Source organism: Streptomyces sp. NPDC003635 (genome assembly GCF_053587635.1).
On the sequence record NZ_JBSFOK010000012.1, the window covers coordinates 85,629 to 98,575 of the forward strand.

The 12,947-nt window shown below is 73.4% G+C and carries 8 protein-coding genes; 7 read left to right on the forward strand and 1 reads right to left on the reverse strand.

Annotated elements, in window-relative coordinates; translation table 11 throughout:
• Positions 1-39: 39 nt before the first annotated feature.
• Complete coding sequence (locus ACWDRW_RS14290; protein ID WP_451723067.1) at positions 40-678, forward strand: hypothetical protein; 639 nt, start codon at positions 40-42, stop codon at positions 676-678.
• A 509-nt stretch (positions 679-1,187) separates the two neighbouring features.
• Here the strand turns inward: ACWDRW_RS14290 and ACWDRW_RS14295 are convergent.
• On the reverse strand, positions 1,188-1,814 hold the full coding sequence (locus ACWDRW_RS14295) for a hypothetical protein (RefSeq protein ID WP_451723069.1): 627 nt from the start codon (positions 1,812-1,814) through the stop codon (positions 1,188-1,190).
• 515 nt (positions 1,815-2,329) lie between these two features.
• Between ACWDRW_RS14295 and ACWDRW_RS14300 the strand changes: the two genes are divergently transcribed.
• The 6 genes from ACWDRW_RS14300 to ACWDRW_RS14325 all read left to right on the forward strand — a co-directional run bounded on the left by ACWDRW_RS14300 (position 2,330) and on the right by ACWDRW_RS14325 (position 12,671).
• Positions 2,330-4,489 carry a RecQ family ATP-dependent DNA helicase gene (locus ACWDRW_RS14300; protein ID WP_451723071.1) on the forward strand — a complete coding sequence of 720 codons (2,160 nt, stop codon included), beginning with the start codon at positions 2,330-2,332 and terminating at the stop codon, positions 4,487-4,489.
• Between the two features lie 93 nt (positions 4,490-4,582).
• A complete protein-coding gene (locus ACWDRW_RS14305; RefSeq protein WP_451723072.1) occupies positions 4,583-6,076 on the forward strand; it encodes a DUF4192 domain-containing protein in 1,494 nt (497 codons plus the stop codon).
• 719 nt (positions 6,077-6,795) lie between these two features.
• Positions 6,796-8,715, forward strand: coding sequence for a glycogen debranching N-terminal domain-containing protein (locus ACWDRW_RS14310; RefSeq protein ID WP_451723185.1), 1,920 nt, complete (start codon positions 6,796-6,798; stop codon positions 8,713-8,715).
• 203 nt (positions 8,716-8,918) lie between these two features.
• On the forward strand, positions 8,919-9,677 hold the full coding sequence (locus ACWDRW_RS14315; RefSeq protein WP_451723075.1) for an NUDIX hydrolase: 759 nt from the start codon (positions 8,919-8,921) through the stop codon (positions 9,675-9,677).
• A 125-nt stretch (positions 9,678-9,802) separates the two neighbouring features.
• Positions 9,803-11,620 carry an ABC transporter ATP-binding protein gene (locus ACWDRW_RS14320; protein ID WP_451723076.1) on the forward strand — a complete coding sequence of 606 codons (1,818 nt, stop codon included), beginning with the start codon at positions 9,803-9,805 and terminating at the stop codon, positions 11,618-11,620.
• Positions 11,621-11,783: 163 nt separating this feature from the next.
• The gene (locus tag ACWDRW_RS14325; protein ID WP_451723078.1) at positions 11,784-12,671 is read left to right on the forward strand and encodes a FadR/GntR family transcriptional regulator; all 888 of its coding nucleotides are present in this window, start codon (positions 11,784-11,786) and stop codon (positions 12,669-12,671) included.
• The last annotated feature ends 276 nt before the right edge of the window (positions 12,672-12,947 follow it).

The window sequence follows — 12,947 nt, forward strand, 5'->3', positions numbered from 1 at the left end:
TTCACGTGAGCCGCACCAACGTTTGATAAATATCAGCCCATGCCTCTCATTCCCGAGGAGCCTCAGATTCACGAGAGTGCCCAGGGTCCCCGCGCCACGCCGGCCAGTGGCCGCACCGCGCCGACCCCCCGCCCCGTACCCGGTCCGCGTCCCGCGGCTCCGTCGCGTCCCGGTCGTCCCGGCCCCCCGCGGCCCACGGCGCCGGCGCAACGCACGCCCCGTGACGTGGCCGCGACCAAGCCCGGACCCTCCGGTCCGGCTGCCCCCGTCTCCGCGCCGGCTGCGGCGACTCCGCAGATCCAGCTGATCCCGGCCTCGGCCGAGGGTGCGCTCGATGCTGCCGAGGAAGCCGTCGACCTGCTGCTGGAGTCGGGCCGTTCCCCGGGTGACGTGCTGGTGATCACCACCGGCGAACATCACCCGTGGGCCGCCCATGAGCTGTCCTTCGGCGAAACCTCCTACTGGGCCCAGCACGACGCGGGCGACGACGTCTTCTACGCGGACGCCGCCGTCGCGAGCCGTGCGGCCTCGCGTGCCGTGGTCGTGGTCGCCGTCAACGGCGGATCCGAGGCCGCTGCCGCCTCCGCCCTGCCTCTGGCCCTCGGTCGGGCCGGCGCCCTGCTGATCGTCTGCGGCGACCCGCAGCAGATCAACTCGGTGCTCGGCGCGGGCGTCTGAACCGCCCTCCGGCTGGTCCGGGGGCGGTCGGCGACCGAGGGCCCGCTGCGGCGTACCGGCACGGTGGGGACTTCGGCGTGCGCGGACGAGCGCACGCCCGGTTCGGTAGCGGCGTCACGGTGGGTGACGGCCGTCCGTCGCAGGGCGTGGCCGTGCCGTCCGGCACGGATATCGGCCGTGTCGCCCGGCGGGGGTGTCGGCCGTGTGCTCGGCGGGGGTGTCGGCCGTGCGTCCGTGTGCATGGGCCCTGCCGCTCGTAATTGGGCGTCGGTCGGCCCGTCCGTCTTGGGTGGGCCACTCGTCCTTGGGTGTGTGCCACTCGTCCGGGTATTCGCCGCCCTCACGGTATTCGCCGCCCTCATGGGTGCGGCAGCCCGAGGGAGGATCGGCAGCCCGTGGGAGGATCGACAGCCCGAGGGGATCGGCCGTCCCAAGGGCGTCGGGTGTCGTGCGGGGACATGCCCCTGAGGCCGGGGACACGTTCCTCCTCAGGGGGTCGCCCCGATGCCTCAGCGGGCCGCCGCGCGGCGCAAGAGCTCCGAGGTGGCCCCACCGGTGCGGGGCGGAGGGGGCGGTGACTCGGAGGTCGCGAACGGCTCCGGCGCCGAGTCCATGCTGGGGCGACGGCCGCCGCGCCCTTCGCCGAGTACCTGCCAGCCGTCACGCGTCAGCGTGATGTAGGCACCGCAGCGCAGGCCGTGCAGTGTGCAGGCGTCACGCAGACCCCACATCCATGCTCCGTCCTCCTCCGTCCAACGCGCGTCGCCGTCGCGGCAGTAGAGCAGGACGGCGGTCCGTACCGGGGTGCGGCGGCGGAGGTCGTGCGGGATGACCCGGCGCAGTTGGTCGAGCAGGACGTTGCGGAACATCCAGCCGTCGGCCGGGGCCGTGCGCCGGGTGAACGAGGCGCTCGCCCTCAGGCGCTCATCCGGGTCGAGTACGGCCACGATGGCGGTCGAGGGTTCGGGACGGTGCCGGGAGTGCAGTCCGCTGACGACCTCGCGGGGATTGCGCAGCAGGGGGATTCCGGCGGCGGCCCACTCCGCGGGCTCCAGTACGCGGCCCAGCGCGGCGGCGGACAGGTCGGTGGAGGTTGACGTGGATGCCGCGGGGGACGGAGCGAATCCGAAGGTCACGGTCCTCCCTTCGGCTACGCGCCCACACTGAGGGCGGGGTGGAAATCGGGGGAGCGCACACCGCAATGGAGCCCTGCCGGACCACGGGCACAAGCCGTGCGGGGAGCGGACCTCAATTCTTCCCTTCGAACTGGGTTGCGGCAACGAGCAATTGGAACGGCAGACCGATATAGGGCAGTGTGTGTCTTATATCCCTACCCCGCGCGTCACCTGGTGACGCGCGGGGTGCGAAGGTCTTCGGCAGGACCCTCGATCACACCGCGCGCGGAACGCTCAAGGAGGCCGGCTTCGAGCACGGGAGCCGGCATGACGTGGGCATCTGGCAGCGCTTGATTTAGCCGTCCGGGTGCCGCCGCGCTCGGTCAGGCCGATCAGGCCGGTCAGCGAGACCGGAGGGTTTTCCCGGCACTGGTGCGCGTCGCCCTCGGCCCAGCTGATCACACACCCACGCGCGCGGAGGCGTCCTCGGGAGGCTGGAGTGGCTGATTGTCAGTGGCATCGGGTTGCATGGAGGCATGGACGAACCGGAACTCCGTACCGAAGCCGACGCCATCCTGGGCCAGCTGGTCGGCGACCCAGGAGGATCGGCCCGCCTGCGAGAGGACCAGTGGCAGGCCGTGGCAGCGCTGGTACGGGAGCGTCGGCGCGCGTTGGTCGTACAGCGCACCGGATGGGGCAAGTCGGCGGTGTACTTCGTCGCCACCGCCCTGCTACGGCGGCGCGGCTCAGGCCCCACGGTGATCGTCTCGCCCCTGCTGGCGCTGATGCGCAACCAGGTCGAGGCGGCGAAGCGGGCCGGCATCCAGGCGCGCACCATCAACTCGGCCAACCCGGAGGAATGGGACGCCATCCACGATGAGGTCGAGCGGGGGGAGACCGATGTGCTCCTGGTCAGCCCGGAGCGCCTCAACTCCGTCGACTTCCGCGACCAGATGCTGCCCAAGCTCGCGGCCACGACCGGCCTGCTGGTGGTCGACGAGGCGCACTGCATCTCCGACTGGGGCCATGACTTCCGGCCGGACTACCGTCGGCTGCGGGCGATGCTGGCCGAACTGGCACACGGAGTACCCGTCCTCGCGACCACCGCGACGGCCAACGCGCGGGTGACCGCGGACGTGGCCGAGCAACTCGGGACCGGCGCCGGGGAGGCGCTGGTACTGCGCGGCCCGCTGGACCGGGAGAGCCTGCGGCTCGGGGTCGTACAACTGCCGGACGCCGCTCACCGGCTGGCCTGGCTGGCCGAGCACCTGGACGAGTTGCCGGGGTCGGGCATCATCTACGCCCTCACCGTCGCCGCGGCCGAGGAGGCCACCGCATTCCTGCGGCAGCGCGGTTTCCCGGTGGCTTCCTACACGGGACGCACGGAGAACGCCGACCGCCTCCAGGCCGAGGAGGACCTGCTCGCCAACCGGGTGAAGGCGCTGGTGGCGACCTCGGCTCTCGGGATGGGCTTCGACAAGCCGGACCTGGGCTTCGTGGTGCACCTGGGGTCGCCGTCCTCGCCGATCGCCTACTACCAGCAGGTGGGTCGGGCCGGCCGAGGCGTCGCCCACGCCGACGTGCTGCTGCTGCCGGGCAAGGAGGACGAAGCGATCTGGCGCTACTTCGCCGACACCGCCTTCCCGCCCGAGGCCCAGGTCCGGCAGACCCTCTCGGCCCTCGCAGGGGCCGGACGACCGCTGTCCGTGCCGGCCCTGGAGGCGGCCGTGGATCTACGGCGCAGTCGTCTGGAGACCATGCTGAAGGTGCTGGACGTCGACGGCGCGGTCAAGCGGGTCAAGGGCGGCTGGATCGCCACGGGAGCCGAGTGGGTGTACGACGCCGAGCGCTACAGCTGGGTGGCGCGGCAGCGGACGGCCGAGCAACAGGCCATGCGCGAGTACGCGAGCACGACCGGCTGCAGGATGGAGTTCCTGCGCCGACAGCTGGACGACGAGGGCGCGACACCATGCGGCCGCTGCGACAACTGCGCGGGACCCTGGGCCGATTCATCCGTTACGGCGGAGGCGTTGACGGGTGCGGCCAAGGAACTGGACCGGCCCGGGGTGGAGGTCGAGCCGCGACGGATGTGGCCGACCGGGATGCCCGCCCTGGGCATCGAGGTCAAGGGTCGTATCCCCGCCGGGGAACAGTGCTCCACGGGCCGCGCGCTGGGGCGGCTCTCGGACATCGGCTGGGGCAACCGCCTGCGTCCCCTGCTGGCCGAGAACGCGGCGGACGCTCCCGTCCCCGAGGACGTCCTGCGGGCCGCGGTGGGCGTGCTGGCCGACTGGGCGCGCTCTCCCGGCGGTTGGGCTCCGGGCGCCAAGGACGCGTCGGCGCGGCCGGTGGGGGTGGTGGCGGTCCCGTCGCTGACGCGGCCGCGGTTGGTGGGCACGCTGGCCCAGGGGATCGCGGACATCGGGCGGCTGCCCTTCCTCGGCGCGCTGACGTACGTCGGGCCCGGCGGAGGGCATGCCGTGCGGCGGAGCAACTCTGCGCAACGGCTGAGGGCGCTGTCCGGCGCGTTCAGCGTGTCCGATGAACTCGCCGCGGCCCTGGCGAGCTCTCCCGGTCCTGTGCTGCTCGTGGACGACTACACCGACTCCGGCTGGACGCTGGCGGTCGCGGCCCGTCTGCTGCGGCGGGCGGGAAGCGGGGAGGTTCTTCCGCTGGTGCTGGCAGCGGCGGGCTGAGTCACCCCGGGCGGCTTGCCGAATTGCCATGTCCCTGCTCGGAGTTATCCACAGGGTCAAGCGGAGATTCGCGTTCCGCGAGATCGTCGTGACATGACGAATCACGGCGAAACCGCTGGAACCCCCGAAAACAGCGACATCACGGGACGCGAGACGCACCCCGCGAACCAACTCGACTGCACCGCCTACGAAGACCACGGAGGCGAACGACAGGTCACCCTGCGCACCCCGGCCGAACTGGCCGACGCGCTGCCGTACCTGCTGGGCTACCGACCCGAGGACAGCATCGTGCTGGTCGCCCTGCATGACCGCGACGGCCGTGGCCGCTTCGGCGGGCGGGCCCGGCTCGGCATCCCCACCAGCCCGGACGACTGGCCCTCCGCGGCGCGGCAGTTGGCGCACGGACTGGTCACGGGCAGCGAACGCCGGGGCGCCCGCCCCGAACAGATCGTGGCCTACGTCTGCCAGGAGCCGGCACCGGGCGAGTCCGGCCGAGAAGTCATGGAGCGTTTGCGCCCGCTGGCCCAGAAGCTGCGCACCGAGTGCGGCCACCTCGACGTCCCGGTGATCGAGGCGCTCTGCGTATCCGAGGGCCGCTTCTGGTCCTACTGCTGCGCCGACGACGACTGTTGCCCCGCCCACGGAACACCGATGGGCCTGCCGGGCACCTCAGTCCTGGCCGCGGCAGCTACCTACGCCGGCCTGCAGGTGCGCGGCACCTTGCGTGAACTGCGGGCCAGGATGTTCCCCTGGGAAAGCTCGGCCGCGCTGGAACAAGAGATCGCCCTCGACACCGTGAGCATGGCCTTGGTCCCACGGATCCTCGACGACGCGAGCCGGGCGGAGGTGGCCGCGGAGACCCTGGAACTGGCGGGGCAGGTCCGCGAACGCCTCGCCGGAGCATCACCCGTCTCCGGCACGCTCACGGCGGACCTGCGCGACGACGGTCTGCTCACTCATGACGAAGCGGCCCGGATCATCCTCGGTCTCCAGGACCGTGGCACCCGCGACCGCGCCGCCGAGTGGATGGAGGGCGACGAGGCCGGTCCCGCCCTGCGCCTATGGCGAGCCCTGGCCCGCCGCTGCGTCGGACCCTACGGCGAGTACGCCGCGGCACCGCTCACCCTCGCGGGCTGGGTGGCCTGGTCCACGGGCGACGAACTGGAGGCCCGCGAGGCACTCGCCATGGCTCTCGGAGCAGACCCCGACTACCTCTTCGCCCGCCTTCTCCACCAGGCCTGCAACGAGGGCCTGGACCCCGAGTCGGTCCGCCGCTGCCTGCGCGCGGACCGCACGGGCCGCGGGACGACCGCTTCTGCGCCCCCTTCGGACGGCAGCACCAGCCCGGCACACACCGCCCCGAAGGCCGACGCCTCCTCACCGCAGCACTCTCGGCCGGTCGGCGGGGGAGGGGGCGGAGGAGGCCGAGGTGGTCGGCGGCCCGGGGCGAGGGTTCCGCGTCCGCGTACTCCGCTGGGCGGAACGCATCCCGGCGCACCGCGTAAGCCCCGGAGCACGCGCGCAACGGGCCGACGACAGGGTGCCCGCCAGGACGGGACGAACCCCGGGCCTGAGGGGGAGGCATGAATCTCACCGATGTGCGTCCCCTCACCGCCCGTCCGGCTGGGGACCCCGCCCCCGGGCGGGATGTGATCATCCGCCACGCCGGCGGTACCCATTCGGCCGCGTCATCCGCCCTGGGGCGTGACCCTGAGCAGGGTCGCCCCGTTCACCTGAGTGGCGGATCGCCTGGACGGGCCGCGCCGTCGACCTGCCCAGGTACCCCCGGATCGACCACCCGGCGCCGAGCACGCCCCAGGCGCACCGAGCGCAGAGGAAGCCGCCCCATGCACCAGCCGACTCCGCCCTCCGCTGCCGACCACAACCGCTCACTCGGACCGCGGCCCGCGCCGCCGTCGGGGCCCGGGTACCAGGGGCCGCCCCAGGCGGGCGGGCTGGACAACCCGTTCCCCCTCGGCGATCACCGCCCTTCCACGCACCCTGCCGAGCCCGCACCCCCGCCGCCGACCCGCGCACCACAGCCGACACCGCCACCGCCACCTCCGCGTCCGGGAGCCGCGCCCCCCGGCACCTCCGTCCCACCGTCAGGAGCCGCGCCTTCGTCGCCACCCGGCGCCTCCCTCCCACCATCAGCAGCGGCACCTCCACAGCCCCGCGGCACCCCCCTCCCACCCCCAGGCGCCACACCTCCTCCACCCCGCGGCACCCCTTTCCCCCCACCCCCAGGAGCCATCCCCCCTCCACCCCGCCGCCCCTCCGACCTGCCACCCACCCACGCCGCCCTGATCTGCGTAGCCCTCCCCGCCCTCGCCATCTCCACCGAACACGGGCAACTGACCGGACAAGGGCTGGAGGGCTTCTACCGGGCAGGCCGGCGCGTGCTCTCCCGTTGCCACGTGCGCGTCGCGGGACGTGAACCCCTTCCCGTAAACGCCCGGATGACCGCCGCGGACCGAGCTCGCTTCGTCGCAACGTTCCGCGCCTCCCCGGACGCGGGCCCGGACCCCGACCTCGTCGTCGAGCGCATCCGCCACGCGGACGGCACCGAGCGGATCACCCTGCACAGCGCGGCCCCGCGCCCCCTGCACCTGCCGGTCGAGGTCGCTCTGGGCACCGACCTGGCCGACCTCGGCGCCATCGCGTCCGGCAGAACCGGCCCCGAACTGCCCGCCAGCGTCCACGACTCCGGCCTGCGCTGGACAGGCGCCACCGGAAGCTCGGCCGTCACCGCCGACCCGCCGCCCACCGACGCCCTCGCCTCCGCGGGTCTGCTGCGCTGGGAGTTCGAGCTGCCACCCGGAGGCAGCGCCAGCGTGGAGCTGCGGGTACGGCCGGACGAAGCCGGACCTGTCCGAGCCGTGGGCCGAGCATCGGCGACGACTCCGCTGGCCCCCGCCAGTGCCGCGGGCGACCACCCCGGCGTCCAGGCGCTGCTGCGTACCAGCGTCGAAGACCTCCGGGCACTGCTGCTGCGCGATCCCACGCACCCCTCCGACACCCACCTCGCCGCAGGGGTGCCCTGGCGCTGCGGACTGGCGCCGGCCGAAGCCCTCGCCGCCGCCCGGATGACCCTGCCCCTCGGCACCCGCCTCGCCATCGGCACGCTGCGCACCCTGGCCCGCACCCAGCTGACCGATGCGGGAGCCCGGTCCGGCATGATCCCGGGTTCGTGCCGGGACGCGGGCACCCATCTGCCACCGAGCTGCACGGCCACAGAGGCCACGCTGCTGTTCCCGGCGCTCCTCGCCGAAGCCCGACGCTGGGGCCTCCCCGAGAAGGAGGCGGAGGAACTCCTCCCGGCCGCCGAGCACTGCCTGACCTGGTTGCGCACGACCGTGGGGGACGGCCTGTACCTCTGCGACCCGCACCCGGGCGGACCGCAGCGCTGTGAGACCCAGGCCCACGCCCACCGCGCGGCACTGCTCGGCGCCGATCTGCTCGACGCGTTCGGCAGACCGGGCGGGCCGGGGCTACGGGAGTGGGCGAGGAGCCTGAGGACCGCGTTCCAGCGGGACTTCTGGATCGACGACCTGGGCGGCGGCCGACCCGCGGCGGCCCGCCTCCCGGACGGGCGGCTCGTGCCGCACCTGGGCGCGGCCGCCGCCCACCTCCTCGACACCGGCCTGCTGGGCGGGGGCGAGGCGGCGCCCGGACTCCTCGACAAGGTGCAGACCGAGCAACTCGCCCGGCTGCTCGGCGGCCCCGCGATGGACTCCGGCTGGGGACTGCGCGGCCTGGGAGCCAAGGAAGCGGGATTCAACCCCTTCGGTCACCGCGGCGGAGCCGTCCGCACCCACGAGACGGCCGTCGCCGTGGCCGGCCTGATCGCGACCGGCTACGAGAAGGAGGCGAACGGGCTGCTGCGCGGCGCCCTGGCGGCCGCCGAGGCCTTCGGCCACCGACTGCCGGAGATGTACGGCGGCGAGCAGCGCACCGACGGGAGCGCGCCGCTCCCGCACCCCGCGGCCTGCCGCCCGGCCGCCACCGCGGCGGCGGCCGGGGTATTGCTGCTGACGGCCCTCGCCGGCATCCGCCCCGACGCGCCCGCGGGCACCGTCACCCTCCGCCCCGCCGCCAGCGCCCCCCTCGGGGAACTCGTCCTCACCGGTCTCCGGGTCGCGGGCGCCCCCTTCTCCGTACGCGTGGGCCGACTCGGCCTCGCCATGGTCGAGGAGGCCGCGGACGGGCTCCAACTGGGAGTGTGACTCGACGGCGGTGAGGCCACGGGGGAGCGCCCCGCAAGCAGCCGCCCCTTCATGACGCGTCGCTGCCCAGCGCCGCACCAGTCCCCACACCCTCACCCCCCTCCGCCACCTCAAGGAAGCCGATCACCGAGCGAACTCGATCAACGGCCGATGCGACCACAGAAGGGAGTGTTTATCGTCAGGCAGACGACTATGATCGCCGCATGCCCTACGACCCGTCAGCCTTTCCGCCCTTCGCCGTCACCGTGGACCTGGTCGTGCTGACCGTGCGCCGCCATGCCCTGTGCGCGCTGGCGGTACGCAGGGGCGAACCGCCGTTCCAGGGGCGCTGGGCCCTCCCCGGCGGATTCGTACGGGCCGACGAGGACCTGGCCCAGGCGGCGGCGCGGGAACTGGCCGAGGAGACCGGCATGCGGGCCCACGACCCCTCCGTACCGGTCCAGGACAACGGCGCGCACCTGGAACAGCTCGCCACCTACGGCGACCCCAAGCGGGACCCGCGGATGCGCGTCGTCAGCGTTGCGCACCTCGCCCTCGCCCCCGACCTGCCCGCACCGCGCGCGGGCGGCGACGCGAGCAACGCACGCTGGGCGCCGGTCGAGGAGCTGCTCCAGCAGGGGGGCCACGGCCGCGACGGCGAACCCCTCGCCCCGCTCGCCTTCGACCACGCCCAGATCCTGTCCGACGGAGTGGAGCGCGCCCGCTCCAAGATCGAGTACTCCTCGCTGGCCACGGCGTTCTGCCCCACCGAGTTCACGGTCGGGGAACTGCGCCGCGTCTACGAGGCCGTCTGGGGCGTGGCCCTCGACCCGCGCAACTTCCACCGCAAGGTGACCGGCACCCCGGGCTTCCTCGTCCCCACCGGCGGAACCACCACCCGCCAGGGCGGCCGACCGGCCCAGCTCTTCCGGGCCGGCGGTGCCACCCTGCTCAACCCCCCGATGCTGCGCCCCGAGGTCTGAGGCGAGCGTCGCGGGCCGGGCTCGCGAGCGAACGGCGAACACCGGTCCGAGCCAGCCGACTGCCGCCCCGGGAGCGGGCCTTGCGGTGCCCGAAAAACCGGACATAGCGCGCTATCTTGCTTCGGGTGATCCAGGCCTTCGGACTGACCAGCGATTCCCGCAAGGAGCTTCCGCCCGCCGTCGACGACGTCTCCTTCGAGGCGCGCGCCGGCCACGTCACCGCACTGCTCGGAACAGCAGGTGCAGGCAAGACGACGGCACTCAGACTCATGCTCGAACTCCAACAGGGCCGTGGACTCACCTACTTCAGAGGCCGCCCTCTGCATCGGATCGCCCATCCCTCGCGCGAGGTAGGCGTCCTGCTGGGCGATGTGCCCGGGCATCCCGCCCGCACGGTCCGCGGACACCTGCGCATGCTCTGCGCCGCCGCGGGGGTCCCCGTACGCCGTGCCGACGAAGTCCTCGAAGTGGTCGGCCTGGTCAGCCTGCGCGACGAACGCCTCGGCACCCTCTCCCGCGGCATGGACCGCCGCCTCGGCCTGGCCTGCGCCCTGCTCGCCGACCCGCACACACTGGTGCTCGACGACCCGGCCGACGGGCTCTCCGCCCGCGAGAGCCGCTGGCTCTACGGCGTACTGCGCGCCCACGCCACCCAGGGCGGCACGGTTTTGCTGACCACCGCCGACCCCAAGGAGGCCGCGCGCACAGCGGATCGCGTCATCACCCTGGACCAGGGCCGACTGGTCGCCGACCAGGACGCCGCCGACTTCTCCCGCACCCGCCTGCGCCCCCGCGTCGCCGTCCGCACACCGCACGCCACCCGCCTCGCCACCCTCCTCGCCAAGGACGCCCGTACGGCACAGCGCTCCGTGGAGGTCGTCCGCGAGAGCGGCAACCGCCTCTCCGTGTACGGCAGTACCTGTGCCGACATCGGCGAGACGGCCTTCCGCCACGGCATCCTCGTACACCAACTCGCCGACGAGATCGGGGACATGGGGCCCGGTGCGGCCACGAACGACCCGGCGGGCGCACAGGAGCCCTCGTCGACGGAGGACACGCGCGAACCGGCCCCTGAGCGCGACCCGCACGCCCCCGCCACCTCCGCCGCCGATCCCCGGCCCTCCGCCCCCTCCCCTCTCCCCGCCCTCCCGCCCCCCATCTCCGTCCGCCCCGCCCCCAGCCCTCTCCGCCCTCTCCGCTACGAACTGCGCCGCGCCGCCGGGATCGGTACCGGGTTTGTCACCGCCGCCGTCGTGCTCGTCGTGTCCGCGCTCACCGCTCTGGTGCTCGCCCGCATCGGGCACACCCCGCAGGGGCGGCTGCTGGCCGCCTGGCCGCGGGAGCTGCCGTTGCCGCCCGCGGCGCTGGGAGCGGGGCTGCTCGGCGCGCTGGCGTTCGGGGACGAGTTCCGTCACCCCGCGCTGGCGGCGGACCGCGGCACCGTGCCCCGCAGGCTGGGACTGCTCGCCGCCAAGCTCCTCGTCTCCGGGGTCACCGCGCTGTCGCTGGCCGTCGCCACGGTGGGGTGCGATGCGGAGGTGCTGTATCTCGTATACGGACGGGAGCTGGCGGAGGTTCCCGGGGACTGGCTTTCGCTGAGCGCGAGTTGGGTCGGGCTGGTGGTCGGGTGTGCGTGGGCGGGAGTGCTGGCCGCCGGGGTGTTCCGTTCCACCAGCGCCGGTCTCGCTGCCGTGGTCGCGGTGCCCCTGCTCGTCGTACCCCTGGTGCACAAGGCGCTGGAAGGGCCCTCCGTGCGGTCGGCGGCCGGGTTTCCGCTGCGGCTCAGGGAAGTGCTGCTGATGCAGTGGCCCTTCGGGGGCGAGCGGTATGTGGCGGCCGTCGCGCGTGTGGTCGTCCAACCCGTGGGCGGCGCGCTGGCGTTGTCGCTGACGACGCTGCTGTGCGCGTATCTGCTCACGACCCTGCGCAGCAGGGTCCGATGACCGCCTTCCGTCCGCTTCCGGTACTCGCTGTGCGCACAACTCCCCGGGGAAAGCCCATTTCTTTCCGATAAGGCGTCAATTGCGACGGGGTGAGCGATCACCCTTTCGTGTGCTTTTCACCAAAGACCTCAAGGGAGTTGGAGAGGGCGCCGACAAAGGATCCGTGAGTACCCTTGCGCACACCATGATGACCGCCGCCCGCGCCACCGACTCCGGTCTGGTCGGCCCGGGCGAACTCGACCGCTACCCCTACGCCGAGGCCCCTGTCGCCGCCCGCGTCGGAGCCCCCTCCTGGGAGGGCGCGGAGCCAGAGCTGGGCCGCGTGGGCCGGCGCGCCGCGGGCAGCCGCGGACGCGGGCTGCACGGCCAACTCGTCCAGCAGCTCGGCCAGATGATCGTCTCCGGCGATCTGGGTGCCGACCGTCCGCTGGTGCCCGAGGAGATCGGCCAGCGGTTCGAGGTCTCCCGCACCGTCGTCCGTGAGTCGCTCCGGGTCCTGGAGGCCAAGGGCCTGGTCAGTGCCCGGCCGAACGTCGGCACGCGCGTGCGCCCTGTCAGCGACTGGAACCTCCTCGACCCGGACATCATCGAGTGGCGGGCCTTCGGGCCGCAGCGCGACGATCAGCGCCGCGAGCTGAGCGAGCTGCGCTGGACGATCGAGCCCCTCGCCGCGCGCCTCGCCGCGGGACACGGCCGTGAGGACGTCCAGCAGCGGCTGGCCGACATGGTCGAGATCATGGGCCACGCCATGGGGCAGGGTGACGCGCTCACCTTCTCCCGCGCGGACGCCGAGTTCCACTCCCTGCTCATCCAGGTCGCCGGCAACCGCATGCTGGAGCATCTCTCCGGGATCGTCTCGGCCGCGCTCCAGGTGTCCGGAGGCCCGGTCACCGGTTGTGACCGGCCGAACGAGTCGTCGCTGGGTCATCACGGCCGGATCGTCGACGCCCTCGCGGCCGGTGACGGCGCGGCGGCGGAGACGGCGATGCGGCAGCTTCTGACCGTCCATCCAGAGGTGGAGCGCGTGGTTCCCGCCCCGCGCGAGCACTGACCGCGCCCCACGGGCGGCGCGGCCGGGGATGCCTCCCCCCTCCTGTGGCATCCCGGCCGGCGAACCGCCTCCCGTCGGACCCCGCAGGATCCGGGTGATCCTGCGGGGTCCGACGGTGCGGCGAGACGACGGCGTGGGCGGCGTACCCTCGGGAAGGGCCCGGCCATGGGTGGATCGGGCCCCGACGGACCACCTCTGACCGCATCTGACCGTTTTTGCGCGCTTACGGGGTGTGACTCGGGCCACGCAGATTGGGCGTAACGCTCGTGGGAACAG